Annotated in this window: 18 protein-coding genes; 12 read left to right on the top strand and 6 right to left on the bottom strand. The window is 70.3% G+C overall.

Going from position 1 to position 20,753, the window contains the following annotated elements:
• Positions 1-87: 87 nt before the first annotated feature.
• A complete protein-coding gene (locus OVA17_RS03585) occupies positions 88-1,320 on the bottom strand; it encodes an ROK family protein (protein WP_246078337.1) in 1,233 nt (410 codons plus the stop codon).
• A 137-nt stretch (positions 1,321-1,457) separates the two neighbouring features.
• On the opposite strand from OVA17_RS03585, the gene OVA17_RS03580 reads away from it, so the two are divergent.
• The 4 genes from OVA17_RS03580 (at position 1,458) to OVA17_RS03565 (ending at position 6,313) form a co-directional block, all read left to right on the top strand.
• Complete coding sequence (locus tag OVA17_RS03580; RefSeq protein ID WP_170210726.1) at positions 1,458-2,771, top strand: ABC transporter substrate-binding protein; 1,314 nt, start codon at positions 1,458-1,460, stop codon at positions 2,769-2,771.
• Positions 2,768-3,682, top strand: a complete 915-nt coding sequence (locus OVA17_RS03575) for a carbohydrate ABC transporter permease (protein WP_094736161.1) — start codon at positions 2,768-2,770, stop codon at positions 3,680-3,682. Before OVA17_RS03580 ends, OVA17_RS03575 begins: the two co-directional genes overlap by 4 nt.
• 98 nt (positions 3,683-3,780) lie before the next feature.
• A complete protein-coding gene (locus tag OVA17_RS03570; RefSeq protein WP_094736171.1) occupies positions 3,781-4,602 on the top strand; it encodes a carbohydrate ABC transporter permease in 822 nt (273 codons plus the stop codon).
• 28 nt (positions 4,603-4,630) lie between these two features.
• A complete protein-coding gene (locus OVA17_RS03565) occupies positions 4,631-6,313 on the top strand; it encodes a glycoside hydrolase family 13 protein (RefSeq protein ID WP_267788223.1) in 1,683 nt (560 codons plus the stop codon).
• 153 nt (positions 6,314-6,466) lie between these two features.
• Here the strand turns inward: OVA17_RS03565 and OVA17_RS03560 are convergent, their stop codons facing one another.
• Positions 6,467-7,489, bottom strand: a complete 1,023-nt coding sequence (locus tag OVA17_RS03560; RefSeq protein WP_103208505.1) for a LacI family DNA-binding transcriptional regulator — start codon at positions 7,487-7,489, stop codon at positions 6,467-6,469.
• A 179-nt stretch (positions 7,490-7,668) separates the two neighbouring features.
• Here OVA17_RS03560 and OVA17_RS03555 point away from each other — a divergent pair, with 179 nt between their 5' ends.
• The 5 genes from OVA17_RS03555 to OVA17_RS03535 are packed head-to-tail and all read left to right on the top strand — an operon-like array spanning position 7,669 to position 12,956.
• Positions 7,669-9,021: an ABC transporter substrate-binding protein gene (locus tag OVA17_RS03555; RefSeq protein ID WP_094736158.1), complete on the top strand. Its 1,353-nt coding sequence runs from the start codon at positions 7,669-7,671 to the stop codon at positions 9,019-9,021.
• A complete protein-coding gene (locus OVA17_RS03550; protein ID WP_371861629.1) occupies positions 9,021-9,992 on the top strand; it encodes a carbohydrate ABC transporter permease in 972 nt (323 codons plus the stop codon). The genes OVA17_RS03555 and OVA17_RS03550 overlap by 1 nt, the downstream gene beginning before the upstream one ends.
• Entirely contained in the window at positions 9,989-10,813 is an 825-nt protein-coding gene (locus OVA17_RS03545; protein ID WP_094736157.1) for a carbohydrate ABC transporter permease, read from the top strand. The genes OVA17_RS03550 and OVA17_RS03545 overlap by 4 nt, the downstream gene beginning before the upstream one ends.
• 29 nt (positions 10,814-10,842) lie before the next feature.
• Positions 10,843-11,799, top strand: coding sequence for a family 43 glycosylhydrolase (locus OVA17_RS03540; protein WP_094736156.1), 957 nt, complete (start codon positions 10,843-10,845; stop codon positions 11,797-11,799).
• A complete protein-coding gene (locus tag OVA17_RS03535; RefSeq protein WP_267788219.1) occupies positions 11,796-12,956 on the top strand; it encodes a serine hydrolase domain-containing protein in 1,161 nt (386 codons plus the stop codon). The genes OVA17_RS03540 and OVA17_RS03535 overlap by 4 nt, the downstream gene beginning before the upstream one ends.
• A gap of 7 nt (positions 12,957-12,963) precedes the next feature.
• On the opposite strand, the gene OVA17_RS03530 is transcribed toward OVA17_RS03535, so the two are convergent.
• Genes OVA17_RS03530 through OVA17_RS03515 form a run of 4 tightly spaced genes read right to left on the bottom strand, consistent with a single transcriptional unit; the run spans position 12,964 to position 17,046 of the window.
• On the bottom strand, positions 12,964-13,776 hold the full coding sequence (locus tag OVA17_RS03530; RefSeq protein ID WP_103208511.1) for a glycosyltransferase family 2 protein: 813 nt from the start codon (positions 13,774-13,776) through the stop codon (positions 12,964-12,966).
• Entirely contained in the window at positions 13,773-14,777 is a 1,005-nt protein-coding gene (locus tag OVA17_RS03525; protein WP_174799718.1) for a hypothetical protein, read from the bottom strand. Before OVA17_RS03525 ends, OVA17_RS03530 begins: the two co-directional genes overlap by 4 nt.
• A complete protein-coding gene (locus OVA17_RS03520; RefSeq protein WP_267788215.1) occupies positions 14,774-15,910 on the bottom strand; it encodes a glycosyltransferase in 1,137 nt (378 codons plus the stop codon). Before OVA17_RS03520 ends, OVA17_RS03525 begins: the two co-directional genes overlap by 4 nt.
• Entirely contained in the window at positions 15,907-17,046 is a 1,140-nt protein-coding gene (locus OVA17_RS03515) for a glycosyltransferase (protein ID WP_267788214.1), read from the bottom strand. The genes OVA17_RS03520 and OVA17_RS03515 overlap by 4 nt, the downstream gene beginning before the upstream one ends.
• Before the next feature lie 6 nt (positions 17,047-17,052).
• On the opposite strand from OVA17_RS03515, the gene OVA17_RS03510 reads away from it, so the two are divergent.
• From OVA17_RS03510 to OVA17_RS03500, 3 genes are read left to right on the top strand one after another with little or no spacing between them, the layout of a single operon-like run.
• On the top strand, positions 17,053-18,045 hold the full coding sequence (locus OVA17_RS03510) for a WcbI family polysaccharide biosynthesis putative acetyltransferase (RefSeq protein ID WP_267788212.1): 993 nt from the start codon (positions 17,053-17,055) through the stop codon (positions 18,043-18,045).
• Positions 18,042-19,043, top strand: coding sequence for a glycosyltransferase (locus OVA17_RS03505; protein ID WP_267788211.1), 1,002 nt, complete (start codon positions 18,042-18,044; stop codon positions 19,041-19,043). The genes OVA17_RS03510 and OVA17_RS03505 overlap by 4 nt, the downstream gene beginning before the upstream one ends.
• Positions 19,040-20,362, top strand: coding sequence for a glycosyltransferase family 2 protein (locus OVA17_RS03500; RefSeq protein ID WP_267788210.1), 1,323 nt, complete (start codon positions 19,040-19,042; stop codon positions 20,360-20,362). Before OVA17_RS03505 ends, OVA17_RS03500 begins: the two co-directional genes overlap by 4 nt.
• The last annotated feature ends 391 nt before the right edge of the window (positions 20,363-20,753 follow it).

Below are 20,753 nucleotides of genomic sequence, written 5' to 3'. Positions count from 1 at the left end.
GGCCCGGCGGGTCGGCGCCGGCGCAGTTCGACGCTATCCCTCCGTCGCCGCGGCGACGCGGGGGGTTGTGGGGGCGGATGCCGGGGGTCACGCTCGCGCGCGGTCGTCCGGGAGGGAGAAGACCGGCAGGTCGAGGGCGTGATCGCGTGCGGCGTCGACGGCGGCGGCGACCGCGCCGATCGAGACGATGTCGGCGCCGAGGGTCGAGGCGACGATCGCGGGGGCGGGGAGGTCGAGCGCGCGCGGGAGGGCGTCGATGGCGGCCGTGATGATGGGGGCCGCGCCCGCGGCGATGGCGCCGGAGACGATCACGCGATCCACGTCGAACAGGCTCCCGAAGATGCCCACGACGCCCGCCAGGGCGCCCCCCACCTCGCGAGCGACGGCGAGGGCTCCTGGATCTCCGGATGCCGCGAGGTCGAGCACGCTCTTGGCGTCGATCGCCGCGGGGTCGATGTCGTGCAGGGCGCTCTGCGCGGGCAGCGAGCCGGAGCGCAGTGCCGCCCGCGCCGCCTCGACGCAGCGGGGCGCGAGCCCCTCGGCGCTGCCGACGCCCTCGACGCGGTCGAAGGCTACGGTCTCTCCCGCGCCGCCGTGCTTTCCGCGCAGGAGGTGCCCGTCGAGGCAGATCCCGGCGCCGAAGCGTTCACCGGCCAAGAGGGCGACGAAGTCGTCGCAATCGGCGGCCGCCCCGCGCGCGTGCTCGGCCACCGCGGCCAGGGTCGCGTCGTTCTCGACCCGCACCACGGGCGACCAGCTCTGGAAGGTGTCGATGAAGCCGGGGTTCATCCGTTCCCAGAAGCGGTCGTGGTGCACGGGGGAGCGGCCCTCGCGGTCGACCGGGGCGGGAACCCCCGCGCACAGCGCGACGATCTCGGAGCGATCGCGTCGTGCGCGTTTCAGGGTCGCCTCCACGGTCGCCTCCGCCGCGCGTCGGCGCCGTTCGGGCGAATCGCGCTCGGGGTCGACCGTCAGGCGCGAGGTCGCGAGCGTCTCGCCGCGCAGGTCGGCCACCGTGGCCGTCAGATGCCCGCGTCCCGCGTCGACCCCCACCACGACGCCCGCCTCGGGCCGGAAGGCGAAGCGGCGCGCGGGGCGCCCCTTGGAGTACTCGCCGACGGCGCGCGCGTTGGGCATCTCCGCGAGCAGGCGCCGCGCGGTCAGCTCGTCAAGCACGTCGATGGCGGTGGAGCGGGTCACCCCGATCGCGGCGATCACGTCGCTGGCGGTGAAGGCGTCGACCTGCCAGGCGTGGCGCAGCACGGCGTCGAGGCTGTGACGTCGCAGCGAGGGCGTCGCGGTCACGGCATCCATCGGCATCCGCCCTCTCTTCGCGTCGGGCGGTCGCTCTTGACCGCCGTGCGTTCCCCCTGCAATACTGCCTGCACGACATTGATTTGGCGACTAGATTTAGTCATCAACACAACATATTCGCAATGCGGCGGAGGAGGAACCAGGTGTCGACGAAGACCAGGGCGACCCGGCGGTGGGTCGCGGCGGCCGCGGTGGGGGTGCTCGGGGCGAGCCTGCTCGCGGGCTGCTCGGCCGATGGGCGCGAGACCATCCGCTTCACCTTCAGCAAACGCGAGGCGCTCTCGTTCATGAACGACGTCGTCGCGCAGTACAACGCCTCTCAAGACAGGGTGCGCGTCGAGATGGACAGCTCCGGCGTCGACGTCGTCTCGGCCAGCTTCGTCCGCGGCAACCCGCCCGACATCATGCTGGCGAACTACAACTACGAGGTGGCCCGGTTCGTGCAGCGCTGCGCCCTCTCCGACCTCAGCGGCACCGCGGCGGCGGCGAGCGTGCGCGAAGACTTGCAGCCGCTCATGGACCAGTACGGCTCGTGCGCGGGTCGCACCAGCGCCCTGCCGTACTCGGTGATGGCGGCATCCGTCATCTACAACACGCAGATCTTCGACCAGCTCGGCCTGTCGGTCCCCACCACGTGGGGCGAGCTCCTCGAGGTGTCCGAGACCCTGAAGGCCAACGGCATCACCCCATTCTACGGCACCTTCAAAGACGACTGGACCGTCGCCCAGGGCTGGTACGACTACTCCGTCGGGGGCTCGCTGGACGTGCTCGACTTCTTCGACTCCCTGGCCGCCGAGGGCGATCAGGTCGGCCCCGACTCGTCGGTGTCGTTCGCGAAGGACTTCACCCAGCCCATGGACCGCATGCTCGAGCTCGCGACGAACTACACGAATGCGGATGCTGAGAGCCGGGCCTACGGCGATGGGAACCTCGCCTTCGCACAGGGGCAGGCGGCGATGTACCTGCAGGGGCCGTGGGCGCTCGGCGAGATCGCTAAGACCGCGCCGGACCTGCCGGTCGGTACCTTCCCCCTGCCGATGACCGACGACCCCGACGACCTCAAGGTGCGCGTCAACATGGACCTCGCCGCCATCATCCCCGAGGCATCGCATCACCAGGATGCCGCTCGCGACTTCCTCGAGTACCTCTACCGCCCCGAGGTGATCGAGGCCTACAACGAGTCGCAGCTCGGCTTCGCGCCCACGGCGGACGCCCCGTCGCCGAGCGACCCGCGCGTGGCGGGCATGGTGCCGTACTACGACGAAGGCCGCATCTACCAGGGCGCCTCGGTGCTCGTGCCCAAGACGATCCCCACCTTCAACTACGCGCAGGCGATGATCTTCGGCGCAGCGCCCGAGACCACCCTGCGCACCATGGACGAGGACTGGTCGCGCCTCGCGTTCCGCCAGCCCCCGGCCTCGACGAACGATGCCGCTGGCGAGGAGGCCGCGCGATGACCACCACCACCACGATCGTCACCGGGGGCAAAGCGACCGCGCGTCGCAGCTCCCGCCGGATCGAGCCGATCTATTACCTGTTCCTGCTGCCGACCCTCGTGCTGTTCACGCTCGCGATCACGGTTCCGGGTCTCATCGGCATCTTCTTCAGCTTCACGGACTCCATCGGGCTGGGGGAGTGGAGCTTCACGGGCCTGACCAACTACATCGCGATCTTCAGCGACCCGGCGATCCTGCAGGCGTACCTGTTCACCTTCGGCTTCTCGGTGGCCACGGTCATCGTGGTCAACGTGGCCGCGTTCCTGCTCGCGGTCGGGCTCACCTCGCAGATCCGGTTCACGAAGGCCCTGCGGACGGTGTTCGTCATCCCGATGGTGATCTCGGGCATCATCATCGCCTACGTCTTCAATTTCCTCTTCAGCAACTCGGTGCCCCAGGCCGGGGCTGCCCTCGGCATCCCGTGGCTCGAGACGAGCCTGCTCGCCAACCCCGACCTGGCGTGGGTGGCGATCGTGATCGTCACCGCCTGGCAGGCCGTGCCCGGCACGCTGCTCATCTACATCGCGGGGCTCCTCTCCGTCCCCGGCGACGTCTACGAGGCCGCGGGCCTCGACGGGGCGAGCAAGACCCAGCAACTGCTGCGCATCACGCTCCCGCTCGTCGCGGGGTACGTAGTGATCAACATCATCCTGGGCTTCAAGGGCTTCCTGAACGCCTACGACATCATCGTCGGGCTCACCGGCGGAGGCCCCGGTACCGCGACCCGCAGCGTCGCGATGTCGATCATCCTCGGCTTCAACGGCGGCGACTACGCGTATCAGATGGCGAACGCAGCGCTCTTCTTCGTCGTGGCCATCGTCATCTCGCTCCTGCAGCTCTCGCTGACCCGGGGAAGGAACACCCTGTCATGACCGCTCTCAACCAGCCGGCCCTCGCCTTCGAGCAGGCCGAGCTCGCCGTCCCCGATCGTCAGGGCCCCCAGGCTCCCCGCCGCCGTCGTCGCGTCGGCATGGAGCGCATCAACTGGTCGACGACGACGATCCTGGTGCTCTGTTCCCTCACCGTGCTGCTGCCGTTGTACGTCACGGTCTCGATGGCGCTGAAGAGCGGCACGCAGGTCGTCGACGGCAACGCGTTCTCGTTCCCCTCGCCGCTCAGCTTCGACGGCTTCGTCCAGGCGTGGACGCTGACGAAGTTCCCCGTGGGCCTGGCGATCTCGCTGCTGGTGACCGCCGGCACGGTCGTGGCGACGATCGTGCTCGCCGCCTTCGCCTCGTACGCGATCGCGCGCAACTGGGACCGGAAGCTCTTCCGGTACTCGTTCTTCTACCTGCTCGCGGCGATGTTCATCCCGTTCCCCGTCGTGGCGCTTCCGCAGATCCAGCTCACCGGTCGGGTGGGGCTCGACAACCCCGTCGGCGTGATCATCCTCGCCACGATGTTCCAGCTGAGCTTCAGCGTGCTGCTGTTCACGGCCTTCCTCCGGTCGATCCCGCTCGAACTCGAAGAGAGCGCACGCATCGACGGGGCGACGACCTGGCAGACGTTCTGGCGGCTCATCTTCCCGCTCCTGGCCCCTATGAGCGCCACCGTCGGCATCTTCGCCTTCCTCTACGCGTGGAACGACTTCATGATGCCCTCGCTCATCATCAGCGACCCGGCGCTGCAGACCCTGCCGGTGCGGCAGAACCTCTTCCAGACGCAGTTCAGCAACAACTACAACGTCGCTTTCGCGTCGTACCTCATGGCCATGGCCCCCGCCATCATCGCCTACCTCTTCACCCAGCGCTGGGTGATGGCGGGCGTGACCCAGGGCGCCGTCAAGGGCTGACCGACCACCCCCCCTCGAAAGGAAAAACGTGACCACCGCCGCACCCTCCGTGCAGACCCGCGAACTCAGCGCAGCCCCCGACTGGTGGCGCCAGGCCGTGGTGTACCAGGTGTATCCCCGCAGCTTCGCCGACACCGACGGCGACGGCCTGGGCGACATCCGCGGAATCACCTCGCGCGTACCGTATCTGGCAGAGCTGGGGGTGGATGCCGTCTGGCTCAGCCCCTTCTACCCCTCCGATCTCGCGGACGGCGGCTACGACGTCGCCGACTACCGCGACGTCGACCCGCGGCTGGGGACCCTGGCCGACATGGACGAGCTCATTGCGCAGCTGCACGCCCATGGCATCCGGGTCGTCGTCGACATCGTGCCCAACCACACGTCCGACAGGCACGCCTGGTTCCAGGAGGCGCTGGCCGCGGGCCGCGGGTCGGCGGCGCGTGCGCGTTACATCTTCCGTGAGGGCACCGGGCCCGACGGCGGGGAACCGCCCACCGACTGGGTGTCGATCTTCGGCGGCTCGGCGTGGGAGCGGGTGGAGGACGGGCAGTGGTACCTGCACAACTTCGACGTGTCGCAACCCGACCTCGACTGGTCGAACCCCGCGGTGCGCGCCGACTTCGTCACGACGCTGCGTTTCTGGAGCGACCGGGGAGTCGACGGCTTCCGCATCGACGTGGCGCACATGCTCACGAAAGACCTCAGCGAGCCGCTGCCCTCCCGCGCCGAGCTCGAAGCGCTTCCGCAGGACGGCTCCCACCCGATGATCGATCGCGACGACGTGCACGAGGTCTACGCCGAGTGGCGCGCGGTCTTCAACTCGTACGATCCGCCGCGGACGGCGGTCGCCGAGGCGTGGGTGCACCCCTCGCGGGTGCCGCTGTACGCGAGTGCCGACAGCCTCGGGCAGGCGTTCAACTTCGACCTGCTCGAGGCCGACTTCGACCCCGCGCAGTTCCGCCGCATCGTCGCCGACAACCTCGCGCTCGCCGCGGAGTCGGGATCGTCGACGACGTGGGTGCTGTCGAACCACGACGTCGTCCGGCACGCGACGCGCTACGGGCTGCCCGATGCCGAGCGCGGGGACGACGGACGCCCGACGCTCAAGCACGGCAACGAGTGGTTGCTGTCCGGGGGACAGTCGCCGACGCTCGATGCCGCGCGCGGAGAGCGCCGAGCCCGCGCCGCCGCGATGTTCGTCCTGGGCCTGCCCGGTTCGGCGTACCTGTACCAGGGTGAGGAGCTCGGTCTGCACGAGGTGGCCGAGATCCCCGACGCCGCGCGGCAGGATCCGACGTTCTTCCGCAGCCCCGGCATCGATCAGGGTCGGGACGGATGCCGCGTGCCCCTGCCGTGGAGCGCGACCGGCCCCGCGTTCGGCTTCGGAGCGGGCGGCGCGCACCTGCCGCAGCCGGAGTGGTTCGGCTCCTACGCGGTCGACGCGCAGGACGGCGATGCCGACTCGACGCTGACGCTGTACCGGCGCGCTCTCGACCTGCGGCACGAGCTGCAGACCGACGAGCAGCTGCGGTGGATCGACGGCACTCCCGGCGAGGTCGTGGCCTTCGAGCGCCCGAACGGCTGGACGGTCGTGACCAACTTCGGCAGCGAGCCGGCCGCCCTCCCCTCGGGTGACGTGCTGCTGTCGAGCACGGCGCTCGAGGGCGACCTCCTGCCCGGTGAGACGACGGTCTGGCTCCGCCGCGCCTGACGCCTCACGCACGCCCCGGTACCGCGAGTGCCGGGGCGTGCGTGCGCTCACGCACTGCCTCGATGATGTCGAGCGTCCGACACCTCCGGGACGAGCCCTCGGACGATCCGGATGTGTCGGACACGCGACGTCGTCCGCAGATCGCCCGATCGTTCAGGAACGCCGGATGGACTCGCGGACCACGACCGGCATGTCGACGAGGTGGTGCCCCGCGGGCGGGCCCCCGGGCGACAGGAGCAGCTCGACGGCGCGACGCCCCATGTCCTCGTGCGGGAGGCCGATGGTCGTGAGCCCCGGGCGGAGGTAGGCGGCGAGCTCGTCGTTGTCGAACGAGACGAGCGAGACGTCCTCGGGGACGCGGAGCCCGGCATCTCCGAGGGCCTGGAGGGCGCCGAAGGCGAGCCGGTCGTTGAGGCAGACGATCGCGCGCGGCCGCAGGCCTCTCGCGAGCAGGCGCGCGGTGAACTCGTACCCGGGAGCGGGCTCCCACAACCAGATCGATTCCTCGTGGAGGAAGCGCGCCCCGGCATCGGCCATCGCCGCCGAGATCCCGCGGACGCGGGCGGCCACGGTGGCGGAGCGGAAGAGGTCCCGTTCGGCCTCGGCGTCGTATCCCAGCAGCAGGATGCCGTCGCGGATCCCCGCGTCGACGAGAAGCTCGATCGCCCGCCGGCCGCCGGTCTCCTCGTCGGGGAGCACGCTGCAGCGATGCACCTCGTTGGTCGCGTTCAGCATGACGACGCGCAAGTTCGAGGGGAGTGGCGGGACGAAGGTCTCGCGTGCGCGCATCGAGGCGAAGATGATGCCGTCGACCTGGCGGTCCAGCAGTGCCGACACCGCCTCGGCCTCGCGCTCGGGCTCGCCGCCGGTCTCGGCCACGAGCACCACTTGCCCCGCTGCCTCGGCCGCACCGAGGGCGCCCTTGATCAGTCCACTGGCGAATCGGGTCGTGGCGACCAGGTCGGAGACGAATCCGACCGTGTGCGAGGTGTCGGTGCGCAGTGCCCGAGCGGCCATGTTCGGGCGGTAGCCGAGCTCGGCCGCCGCGGCGTGGACGCGTTCGTGAGCGTCCTGCGACAACCGGGTGTCGGGTCGGCCGTTCAGGATCATCGACGCCGCCGCGGGAGACAAACCGGCCAGGCGTGCGACGTCGGCCAGCGTGACCCTCTTGCCCATCGATGCCCCCGTTCTGCGGCCTCGATGCCGCGGTCACGATCTTCGCAGCGATCTTGACAGCGCCGTGGAGGTCTGTATAAATAATCCTGCTAAATCCTTTCAGCAAGGGTATCGCACCAGAAGTCCCGACGCCGGAACCGCCCGAGCGCCGGCACCGCAGCATTGACGAAGGAGTCGACATGAACACCCGTTTCCCGCGCCGTCGCCGAGGGGTATCCCTGGCGCTGCTGACCATCGCGGGCCTCACCGGCGCCGCGCTCACCGGTTGTGCTCCCGGAAGCGCCGCCCCCGCCGCGCAGAACGACGTCCAGGTGAGCACCGAGCTGACGAGCGACCCCGTCCAGCTCACGATCGCCGATGAGACGGGCTTCCCGGTCACCGACAAGCTGACCGAGGAGTTCACCAAGCAGCACCCGAACGTGACCTTCACGATCAACCGCGACACGTTCCAGAACCTCACCGCGAACGCCCCGAAGCTCCTCGCCAGTGCGACGCCGCCCGACCTCATCCGCCTCCCCACGCTCGGCGACACGGTCCGCGACGGTCTGGTCGCGAACCTCGACCCCTATTTCGACGCGTACGGATGGAGCGCGTGGCCCGCGTCTCAGCTCGCTCCCCTCCGGATGAACGACGACGGCGTGCGCGGTTCCGGCTCGCTGTACCAGCTCGGCCTCGGCTACAGCATCACCGGGATCTACATGAACACCACCTTGGCCGCGCAGGTGGGCATCGACTCTCCGCCGCAGACACTGGCCGAGCTCGAGGCCGACATGGCGAAGGCGAAGGCCGCCGGCATCCTGCCGATCATGGCGGGCGACAAGGACGGCGTCGTCAACTTCGTCGTGCAGGCCGCGATGAACCAGTACGTCGACAAGGACAAATTCCTGTCGTGGATGTTCAACGAACCGGGAGCGCGCTACGACGAGTCCGGAAACGTCGAGGGTGCCGAGCTGGTGCGCAAGTGGGCGGACGCCGGATACTTCCCCTCCGACATCAACGCGATCGACTACTTCACCTTCACGAGCCGGTTCTCCGGCGGAGAGGGCCTCTTCACCTTCAACGGCAACTGGGAGGCCGCGAACTATCAGAAGGCACTCGGCTCGAACGTCGAGTTCTTCTTGGTGCCGCCCGCAGAGGCGGGAGCCGACCACGTCGCGATGGGGGCGGCGAACTCGTTCTCGGTCGCGGCGAAGTCGCCGCACATCAACGAGATCGTCTATTTCCTCAACTGGGTGCACACCGACCCCACGGCCCGACAGATCATCGTCGATGTCACGGGGGCGTCGCCCGGTGGCGACCCGGCGCAGGACCTGCCCACGGTGGAGTCCGGCTCGCTGATCGAGAACGCCCTGAAGATGTCCGCGCAGATCGGCGCCGAGAACGGGCAGGTCGACTTCATGGCCAACACCACCGCGGGAATCTACGCCGGCTCGATCATCCCCGAGTCGCAGCTGCTGGTGACCAGTCAGATCACCGGTCAGGACTTCGTCGACCGCGTGCAGAAGTTCTACGAGAGCGAGGTCGGCAAGTAATGACCGATCGTGCGGTCGCCGTCGCGGCGGCCCCTCGACCCGACGGCGCCCCTCCGGCGACGACGACCGCACCTCCTCGTCGGGCTGCCGCACGCGCGGTGGCCCGACGGGCGGCCCGCACCGGATGGCTGCTGCTCGTGCCGGCGCTGGGGTTCTACGTCGCGTTCGTGGTCTGGCCGCTCCTCCAAGGCGTGCAGTACTCGTTCTACGACTGGAACGGTATCGGCGTCGCCCGATGGGTGGGCTTCGGCAACTACCTCACCGTCTTCACCGACCCCGACCTCCTCGGCGCCATCCGCAACGCCTTCATCCTGATCGCGTTCTTCACCGTGATTCCCGTGAGCCTGGGACTCGTCCTGGCCACGCTCATCCGCGGCATCCGATACAAGGGATTCGCGGCGGCCGCGCAGACCGTCCTCTTCCTCCCGCAGATCATCCCGCTGGCCGCGGCGGGTATCGCCTGGTCGTGGATGTACGCCCAGACCGGTGCGATCAACCAGATCCTCGGAGGGGTCGGCCTCGGCTGGATCACGCGGCCGTGGCTCGCCGACTACGGCACCGCCCTCCCCGCGGTGGGACTCATCGGTTCGTGGGTGCTGACGGGCCTGTGCACCGTGCTCCTGCTGACCGGCCTCGGCAAGATCGACGTGTCGCTGTACGAGGCGATCCGTCTCGACGGCGCCGGATGGTGGCGCGAGTTCTTCACCATCACCCTGCCCGGGTTGCGTCAAGAGATCGCGGTGCTCGTCACCGTCACCGTCATCGCCGCGCTGTCGAGCTTCGACATCATCTACACCTCGACCCAGGGCGGTCCGGGACGGGCGACCCTCGTTCCCGGCCTGTCGATCTTCCGCATCGGTTTCACACAGAGTGACGTGGGCCTGGCCTCCGCCTTTGGCATCGTGCTCATGGCGCTCGTGCTCGTCGTGGTCCTTCCCATCCAACGCCTCTCGAGAGCGAGCGACTCGTGATCGCCAGCCGCACCGAGCGCCTGCTCGGCATCCTCCTCCTCAGCGTCGCCGCGATCGTGACGCTCCTGCCGCTGATCAGCATGCTGTCGGCCGCCCTGCAGCCGGCCGACCGCAACCCGACGGGGCTGACCTGGCCGACCGATCCGCAGTGGGGGAACTTCGCCACGGCCTTCGAGACGGGTCACGTCTGGCAGCTCATGGGTTCCAGCCTGCTGATCGTCCTCGGAGTCGTGCCGGTGAGTCTGGTGGCCGCGACCCTCGCCGGATTCGCGCTGGGATCCCTTCAGGTGCGCTTCGGTCGCGGCATCCTGGTGTTCTTCGTTCTCGGGCTCACCATCCCGTTCGAGGCCCTGATCATCCCGCTGTACTACCAAGCGCAGTCGTTGGGCACCGTGAACACCCCGTGGGCGGTGATCTTCCCCCTGATCGGGCTCTACATGCCCTTTGGCGTCTTCTGGATGCGCGCCCACTTCATCAACGTGCCGCGCGAGCTCTCCGAGGCGGCGCGGGTGGACGGCGCGTCGATCTGGCGCGAGTTCCGCAGCATCCAGCTGCCGTTGGCGGCCCCCGCTCTGTCGGCCCTGGCGATCCTGCTGTTCATCTGGACGTGGAACCAGTTCCTGCTTCCCGTCGTCCTCATCGCCGACCCACTGCAGCGGACGGTTGCGGGCGCCCTGACCTTCTTCCAGGGCCAGTACTCGCTGAGCATCCCGCTGCTGAATGCGGGGGCCCTGATCATCATCACTCCCGCCGTCCTGCTGTTCCTCGTCTTCCAGCGCCAGTTCATCCGCGCCCTCGTCCAGGGCGCGGTCAAGGGCTGAGCGCTCCCACCATCTCGAAACGGATCCCCATGACGTTCACGCTGCCCGACCACTGGGTCTGGGACTTCTGGCTCGCCCACGACGGCGACACCCACCACATGATGTTCCTCCAGGCGCCCATGAGCCTCGGCGACCCGGATCTGCGCCATCGCAACGCCAGTGTCGGCTACGCCACCTCCGACGACCTGCGCTCGTGGACCGTCCACGGGACGGTGCTGGAGCCGTCGGGCGGTCAGGCCCCCGACGCCACGGCCACCTGGACGGGCAGCATCGTGCGGACGGATGCCGACTGGCGCATGTTCTACACCGGATCGCGGTTTCTCCGCGAGGGCGAGATCACGAACGTCGAGACGGTGCTGGCCGCCGCCTCGGACGACCTCGCCGCATGGACGAAGGACCCGGCTGTGGTCGTCTCCGCCGACCCCCGGTGGTACGAGACGCTCGCGCACGGAACCTGGCACGAAGAAGCCTGGCGCGATCCGTGGGTGTTCGCCGATCCGGACGGGGACGGCTGGCACATGCTCGTCACCGCTCGTGCGCGGGAGGGTGTCTCGCGCGACCGCGGGGTGATCGGTCACGCCTGGTCGGCCGATCTGCGCCGTTGGGAGGTGCGGCCTCCGCTCAGTGCCCCGGGCGCGGGATTCGCCCACCTCGAGGTGCCGCAGGTCGTGCACGTCGAGGGACGGTGGGTCCTGCTGTTCTCGTGCGACTCCGCGCATCTCGCCGGAGCGAGAGAAGGGCAGGTCGGCGGGATCTGGGCCGTCGCCCTCGACGATCCGCGGGGGCCGTATCCGGTGGAGCGCGCCACCCTCGTGACCGACGAGAGCCTGTACAGCGGTCGCATCGCGCAGGACGCCGAGGGTCGCTCCGTCATGCTTGCTTTTGAGAACACGAGCTCCGACGGGGTCTTCGTCGGAACGCTCTCCGATCCCGTGGCGGTGCGATGGAACGACGACCGCCTCGAGACCGAGGGAGCGCTCCGGTGACGGCTGTGGAGGGCACCGTCGCCCCCGGGTTCGAGGCCGTCGCCGACGCGTTCGCCGCCGCCTTCGAGGGGCTGCCCGAGATGGGCGGCGCTCTCGCTGTGCGCGTGGAGGGTCGCAGCGTCCTCGACCTGTGGGGCGGCGTGGCCGACAGTCGCGACGGTAGACGATGGCAGCGCGAGACGCCGTCCGTGGTGTTCTCCTGCACCAAGGGCCTCATGGCGATCCTGGCGGCGCGGCTGGTCGCGTCGGGCCGTCTCGACCTCGATGAGCCTCTCAGTGCGCTCTGGCCCGAGTTCGGTGCGCGCGGGAAGGACCGGGTGAGCGTCGGTGACGCCCTCGCCCACCGCGCCGGAGTGTCGGCTCCCAGAGAGGACGTCTCGCGCGCGCAGCTCCTCGACTTCGACGCGATGGCGGCTCTGCTCGCGCGACAGCAACCCTTGTGGCAACCGGGCGAGGGATGGGCCTATCACGCGCTCACCCACGGCTGGATCTCCGGAGAGATCGTTCGTCGCGCCGGCGCGACGGAACCGGGAGCGGCCTTCGCCGAGATGGCGGCGGCCGTGGGCGGGGGCGCATGGCTCGGGATGCCGCCCGAGGTCGCGGCATCCGTCGCGCACCTGCGCGTCGGGCCCACGCTGGCCGCTCATGTGGCCCGGCAGCGGGAGGGGCGGGAACCCGCGACCACCGACTGGCTCGAGCGGGCGATGACCCTCGGCGGCGCGCTCCCCGAGACGCTGGTCACCGATGACGACGGCTTCAATGCCGACGACGTCCGCGCCGCGGTCATCCCCGGCGCCGGCGCCATCGCCACCGCTCGTGCCGTCGCGGCGATGTGGTCCGCCACCGTCGCCGTCACCGAGGGCGTCCGCATCCTGGACGACGAGACCCTTCGGGTGGTGACGCGGGAACGGACCGCCGGTCCGCCGGTCTTCGCCGCTCCTGCGCCGTGGCCGCGGTGGGCGGCCGGCTTCCAGCTCGACTCCGAGGCCCGCCGTTACCTGGGCCCCACGAGCTTCGGGCACGATGGAGCCGGTGGTCAGGTGGCGTTCGCCGACCTCGACTCCCGGATCGGATTCGCCTTCGTGACCAACTGGATGGAGGCCGACGATCCCCGCGCGACGCGCATCGTCGACGCGCTCCGCGAGGTCGTGCGCTGATCGGGATTCAGCGCACCCGCGCCCACCCGTCCTCGCGTCGCTCGATGGCCCCGGCCGCTGCGAACGCCTCGAGCCACCCGCCCATCGGCCACACGCCCCACCGTTCGTGGAAGGTGGCGCCGTTGCGCAGGATGTCGTCGAGATGCTGCCACGGGGGAGAAGACACCGGATGCCACTGGTGGTACGCGTCCGCGCCGCCCACCCAGAGCATCTCGATGTCGGCCGCTCGCGCCGTCCAGGCGAGGTCGGTGTCTTCCGCGCCGTACCCCTCGTAGCCCGGGTGAAACCCCCCGATGCGCTTCCACGTCGCGGGGGTGACGGCGAAGGACAGCGACCAGAACAGGTCGTACTCCTCCGGGGTCGCTCGGCGGGTCGCACCGGCGGGCAGGGCGGGCCGGGCCCGGTGGGGACGGGTGAGGAAGGGCAGATCGGATGCCGTTTCCGGCCGCTGCACGCTCACCAGGTACGTGACCGCTCCCGAGAGGACGGCGTCGGGGTTGCTCGAGGCCGCGGTCCGGTATGCGGAAAGCAGGTCGGCGCCGGGCAGGCAGTCCACGTCGAGGAAGACGAGCAGCTCGGCCCCTGCCTCGATGGCCGCCGCGGCGGCACGGTTGCGACCTTCGCCGACGCGGAGCCCCGTCGACCCCGGTGGAACGTGCAGCGTGAGGGTGCCGGCATCCGGGACGTCGGTCGGCGGTGTCTCATCGAGCCAGACCTCGACGCGCACGATGTCGTCGGCGACCTCGGCGAGCACGCGTCGTTGGCGGTCCAGGTGCTCCCGCCGGGATCGCGAGGCGACCGTGAGGACGGCGGTCTTCACGGCAGCGCCGCCTCGATCGCCGCGGCCATGCGCGCGGCCGCTCCGTCGACCTGCCACCGCGACCAGTCGGGGTCGTCTCCGGCGGCGAGTTCGACGAGCGCCACGAGACCCGCGGCGTCGATGCCGCTGCCGCCCTGCCGGGCGAGCCCCCACCGCTCGAGCGCTGCGGCCGTGTCCCGCTGCTCGTCGAACGGGCGCTCCTGCGCGACGACCACTGCACGCGCGCCCGCTGCAGCCAGATCCGCCACGCTGTTCTGCCCGGCGGCGCTCACCACGACCGTGCTGCGTGCGAGCAGCGGCCACGGATCGTCGACCCGGGAAGAGGGGTCGTGTCCCGCCGAGGTGACGTCCCATCCCCGCTCGCGAAGCCGTGCGACGGCATCCTCGCGGACGTGCTCGTCGACCACCCGGCCCAGCAGCAGCACCGACCGTTCCTCGCGCGGTGCGTCGCGTTCGCGTCCGTCGAAGCGCGAGATCCCGCCCGTCCAGACCACGCGATCGGCGTGCGCCGTCAGTGCGTCGGCGCAGACGGCGCCGCGCGGCCAGGGCGCGAGGATGGCGTCGGCGAGGTCGTAGGCGAGCGCGTGCGGCGCGTCCGTGCGCGTCCCGGGCTGCGTCATGGCGAGGGTGCGCAGTCCGAGCAGGCGCGCGAGCGCCACGACCTCGACGCTCACGTCCACCACCAGGGCCGTCACGGACCGTTCGGCGGCGGTCGAAGCGATGAGTGCCAGACGGTCGCGATGGCCCGGGTGATCGTGCGGTGCCCAGTGCAGATGACCGCGCACCGTGGGGTCGGCGTCTCGCGGATCGGCCGTCGACCCATCGGCCCGGGGGAAGGGGTCGGCATCCGGGGGCAGTTCGATCCAGTCCACCCCCGCAGCAAGGCCCGCCGGGCGGGGCATCGACGAGAAGGCGACGACGGGCGTCCGCAGGTGCGGGGTCACCGCGAGGAACCGCGCGACATGCCCGTAGCCGTGATGGTGGACGTACCAGCCGATCACCACGACACCGCCGGCACCCTGCGCGCGGCGGCGGGCTGCGCGACGTGGGTGAGCACGCGCTCGACCTCGCGGTGCCGGTGAGCGAGGGAATGCTGACGTACCGCGGCTTGGCGTGTCCACACGCGCGTGAGCGGCTCGCGAACGCCCTCAGCGGCGAGGTGGGCGGCGGCCTTCCCGAGGGCGACGATGTCGCCGGGCATGACCGTCGCCGAACCCGGCATGCCCGCGAGCACCTCGGAGACGCCGCCGATGTCGAAGGCCGCGACGGGAGTCCCGGTCGCGAGGGCCTCGGCGATCACGAGCCCGAACGGCTCCTCCCACATCGGCGTCACGAGAGCGACCGCCGAAGACCCGACCAGGCGGCAGAGATCGGCCTGGTGAAGCGGGCCGACGTATCGCGCGTGCACGCCGAGACGGGGGACGATCTCCTGCTCGAAATAGTCCACATCGCCGATCCGCCCGGCCAGCACGATGTGCGCATCGGCCTCGCGCGCCGCCTCGATCGCCAGGTGGGGGGCCTTCTCGGGGACGACGCGCCCCGACCAGACCCACGAGGGTCCGCCCGCACCGCGGATCCACTGATCGGTGTCGACACCGTTGGGGAAGACGAATGCGTCGACGCCCTCGACCGACCAGGCGCGCGCGGTGGCCTGGCTCACGGCGACGAACCGATGGGAGGCCTCGGACACCTCGGCTGCCGCCTCGAGCAGGGCCTCCAGCGGAGGCGTGTGCAGGGTCGTGACGACGGGGATGTCGGCCTCGACGCTCCAGCGGATGGGAGCCGGGTGCAGGCTGTGGTTGTCGACGACGTCGAAGTGATGGCGGTCGGCGATCAGCCGGTCCCGGGCGGCGTCGAAGGCCGCGTCGACGGCTTCGGCGTATCCCCGCGGGTACTCGGTGTCGGAGGAGTGCTCCGGCCGCGTCCACTCCGGCGCGGGAAGGCGGAACTCGGGCACGTCGTCGAGGAAGTCGGAACCCTCCGCCGCGCACAGGGTGACCTGGTGTCCGCGGGAACGGAGCCAGCGCACCCGATCCCAGACGGTGGCCTCGAGGCCGCCCGCGTGTGGTTGTCGAAGCGGGTAGCGCGACGGCGCGACGACCAGCACGCGCAGCGGCCGCTGCCCGCGGATCACGCGGCCACCTCGGCGGCGAGCACGCGGCGATAGACGGCGAGGTGCGCTGATCGCACGTCCTCGAGCTCCGCGGAGCGCTCGCTGCGTCGGCGCAGGACTTCGCCCTCGCGTCGAGCGGAACCGGGCGTGGACCACACCTCGTGCGTGGCGTCGAGGATCGCTCGCGCGAGGGACACGGGCTCACCCACGTCGAAGGTGTGGAAATCGTCCGGATGCTGAGCCGCGACGTGTCCGATGCGCGTACCGATCACTGGGACGGCCAGGTCGTAGCAGAGCTCGGCCCATCCCGACTGCGTGCCGTGTCGGTAGGGCAGCACGCACGCGTCGAGGTCGGCGAGCCAGCGGGCGAGCGCGTCGTCGTCGAGACGGGGCCCGCGCTCGACGCGGACGCCCTCGGTCCCCGCGGCCAGCAGATCGATGGATGCCGCGGCCTCCTCGTCGCGTACCCGCTCGTTCACCCGCACGACGGCCTCGACGCGCGCTCCCTGAGCGCGCAGGTCGGAAATGGCCCGCACGAGCGTGGCGGTGGTTCCGACGCCGTCGATGTTGGGGCGGAGGTCGCGCAGGTGAACGCCCACACGGGTGGTGTCGTGGGCCGATCCGGTCGGACGCGGATCGTCTCCGAGGAGGGTCGGATGCGGGATCACGGTCGTGGCGCGGTGCGCGATCGTGTGCACCTCGGCCCCGGCGGTGTCGGTGAGGGTGATGAGCTCGTCCGCTGCGGCGGCGAGCACGGCGAGCGAAGCGCGGTGCTCGTCCTGCGCGCTCAGCTGGGGGTTCTCCAGATCGTGCACCGTGTAGACCAATGGCCGACCGAGGCGGCGCAGGGTCGCGACCGTGTCCTCGAGTTCCGCGGGGCTGTACGACTCGATCCCGAAATGCACGTGGACCAGGTCGAAATCTTCGACGTTCGCCTCGAGCCACGCCGGCAGCAGGACCTGCGGGGGCCACCACTGGCCGGCCGGAGCTCCCGGCGGCGGCGGGTCGGCCAGCACGCGAACGTGGTGCGGATCCGCGATGGCGGCGACGTAGGGATGGGCCGAGGGAACGGCGGCGACTCGAATGGGGGTGACGACGATCTTCTCTCCTCCTCGTGATTGCGTGCGTGACGGTGCGCGTACCGCATCGCCAGGCACATCGCAATGCAACGGGGCGGTTGGGACGACGACGACACCGACGGATACGTTCACATCATGGGTGCGGAGAGGGCAGGCGCGACAAGCCTTGCGGACCACGGCGACGCGGTGATAGCGCGTCGTGTCCACTACGCCGAGTTCTTCGGCGACGCACCCGCCCCCGACGGCTACGGCGTCGTCGTCGGCAACTGCCAGGCCGAGTCCCTGCGGCTCGTCATCGCCTCCGAACAGCTGCCGGCCGTGCGGATCCCCGCCGTGCACGAGCTCGACGCCGCCGAAGCGTCCCGTCTGCACGCTCTGCTCGCGGGGGCGTCCTTCCTCGTGTCGCAGCCCATCCGTGACGACTACCGCGGCCTCCCGCTCGGCACCGCGCAGTTGCGGGCTTCGCTTCCTTCCGGCGCCCGCGTGGTGCTCGTTCCCGCTGTTCGCTTCGCGGGTCTGCACCCGTTCCAGGCGGTGCTCCGACTCCCCGCGTTCCCCGAGGACCCGCCCCTGGTGGCCTATCACGACGTCCGCACGGTTGCCGAAGCGGGTGGGCTGAGCGTGCCCGCGCACCTTCCCGCCTCGGCGGTTCGCGCTCTGGCCGACGCCTCCGTTGCGGAACTGCGTCGCCGCGAGGCCCTCGGCCTTGACGTCGCGGCATCCGACCTCTTCTCTCCCGTCGTCGAAGACCTCGCGCGCACGGTCAATCACCCCGGCAACGCCCTCTTCCTACCCCTGGGGGAGCGCATCGTCGAGGCACTGGGCTCGCCCGGACGCGTCGTCGACCCGGGGCGGCCGATCCTCGCTTCGGTGCGCGCGCCCCTCGAATCGTGGGTCGTCGACGCGTGGAACCTCGACGCCGCACCTCGCCCCGAATGGATCGTGGCCGGCGAGACCGTCTCGGCCGACGCCGTGCGCCGCGCCCACCTCGCCTATTACGCGAAACGTCCCGCCCTTCTCGCAGCCGTCGTCGACCGTATGGCCCCGCTGCTGCGCATCTGGAGCGCCGCCGCATGAGTTCGAAGATCTCGATCCCGGATGCCACCCTCCCGGTGCTCCTCGTCCATCCCGGCCCGCACGGTGTCGCGGTCTACGCCCGGCAGATCGCGGCCGAAGTCGTGGCGGCGGAGCCGCACGCGCGGATCACGACCGTCGATGCTCTCGCCGCCCTCCCCGAGGGGACGCCGGTTCACGCTCACGTCACCGACCGCCTGTGGGGAGCATCGCCCGAGGAGGCGACGCACGCGCTCACGGGCCTCGCCGCCCGGCATCCGCTCACCGTGACGCTGCACGACGTGCCGCAGGAATCCGACGGCGAACGCAACCGCCCGCGGCGCCGAGCCTTCTATCGCGCCGTGACCGAGGCGTCGCGCGGGGTCGTCGTCAACAGCGCCCATGAGCGCGAACTGCTGCGCGAAGAGGGCGTCTTCGACGGCCCGGTCGCCGTCGTGCCTCTCCCGGTCGATTCCGTGGCCGTGCCGCTCGCAACGCCGGAGGTCGACGACTCCGTCGGCGTCCTCGGATACTTCTACCCCGGCAAGGGCCATGACGAGGCGCTCGAAGCCGCTGCGACCGCGGGGCTGACGCGACTGACCGTGCTCGGACGGGCCTCCGACGGCCACGCGGGCGACCTCGACGCCTTCGCGCGACGCGCCGGCGCGCGGGGGGTGTCGGTGGAAGTGACCGGGTGGCTCGACGACGCCGAGATGGCCGACCGGGTGCGTCGCATCGCCGTCCCGGTGATCGCGCACCGTCATGTCTCGGCGTCGGGCTCTCTGGCCTCGTGGATCGGCTGGGGACGCCGTCCTCTCGCCGTCCGCAACCGCTACAACGACGAGATGGCCGCGCTCCGGCCCGGCACCGTGACCCTCGTCGAGCCGGACGCCCTCGCGGCGGCGATCTCAGCCGCCCGTGACGACGAACCCTCCACGTGGCACGGCCAGCACCCTGTGCCTTTCGAACGCGCTGACGCCGCCCGCGCGTACCTCCGCTGGTGGAGCGAGGTCACGTCATGACGGGGGACACCCCCTGGAACGACCGGATGCCATGGGTGCCGGGCAACCGCTGGGACCTGGTCGCACACCTCGAGCCCCAACCGCCGCGCGTGAGCGTCATCGTCACCCATTACGCTCAGCCGGCGGAACTCGCCCGCACCCTCGAGGCTCTCCGCCGACAGGATCACCCGCGCAACCGTCTCGAGATCATCGTCGCCGACGACGGCTCTCCCGAGGCGCCGTCGGTCCCCGAGGGCGTCCTGCTGGTTCGTCAGGAGGACCGCGGTTTCCGCGCGGCCGCGGCTCGAAACCTGGGAGCCGCGGCCGCGTCGGGCGACGTTCTCTGCTTCTTGGATGCCGACACCAGCCCGGAACCCGAGTACGTGCGACGAATCTCGCGTCTTCCCGCACTCCTGTCCGAGGCGGTGACGGTGGGGCGCCGTCGACACGCGGACTTCGCGGGCGTCCCGGCCCAGATCCCGGTCGAGGAATGCGGTCCCGCACGGGAACTCCCCGAACCGGCCTGGCTCCGAGACGCGTACCAGCGCAGTCAGAACCTCCTGCTCGCCGACGACCGGTCCTATCGGTATGTCATCAGCGCCGTCGTGGCCTGCTCCCGATCATTCTTCGAAGAGGTGGGCGGTTTCGACGAGACCTTCTCGTCGTACGGAGGAGAGGATTGGGAGTGGGCGCACCGATGCTGGCAAGCCGGCGCGGTTCTCGCGCATGTTCCGGATGCCGTCGCCTGGCACGACGGCCCGGACTGGGCGGGCCGGGGGGACTCCGAGCGCGAGGCCGAGGGCAATCGGCAGTCGATTCAGCTGGTGACGAAGATCCCCGTCGATGGGTCAGCGGCACGAGGTCTCCTTCCCGCGATGCCCGACATCGAGGTACGCGTGCCGGTGACGACGACCGCGGCCGCGTTCGTGTGCGCCGACTCGCTCCTTGCGGCGCTGCCTCGAGCCGCTGTCGTGATGGCTCCCGTCCCGGATGCGGCCGCGCTGCGCGCTGACCCCCGCGTTCGCTCCACCGTCACCGAGGACCCGCGCGTGAGGGTGGAGCTGGAACACCCGGTGGTCGTGTTGCGTCCCGATGCGCTGAGCGATGCCCTCGCCGTCCTCGGCGAAGGTGACGTGGGACGAGTGCATCTGCGGTCTGCGGAGGGGGTGCCGCTCGGGTCGGCGACGAGCCGCCGGGCCCGCGCCAGGAGCATACGGTGGAGCACGAGGTTGGGGCACGCAGAGACCACTCGCGTCATCGAGGGCATGCACGTCCTGCGGGCGGAACCGTCGGTCGAAGCGTGGCTCGGCGGGTGGGGCGGAGCGCCTCGGTTCCTCTGAGCCCACCGACTTCCGCGGAATTTCGCGGAATGAGCTTCGCGACACGCCCGGGAAGCGTATGAGTTCGACCGAACCCGGGGTCGCACGTAAGCTCTTACATGTTCGCCCCACAGGGGAGAGCGGAGCGGCCGAAAGGCCCCGCGTCCTCTCAAGTGGCGAACCACCCCCAACACCAACACTTGAGAGTTTCGACTCTTTGGTCTACAGTTGGGATCCTGCCACTCGGCACACAAACTCAGTCTGACTGCTTCTTCGTGAAGCTCAATTGCGCTGATCTGGTTGCCGAGTCCGCAGGTCAAATGAAGTGAACCGCCTCACGGGTAGGTCGAGAGATCGTTTCTGTGGGTGCGTCCGTTCCTTGAGAACTCAACAGCGTGCACTTGTCAAATGC

The sequence above is a fragment of the Microbacterium sp. SL75 genome, assembly GCF_026625865.1.
Taxonomy (GTDB): Bacteria; Actinomycetota; Actinomycetes; order Actinomycetales; family Microbacteriaceae; genus Microbacterium.
Note: the sequence above shows the minus strand (reverse complement) of the source record. Positions and strands in the feature narration are given on the sequence as shown.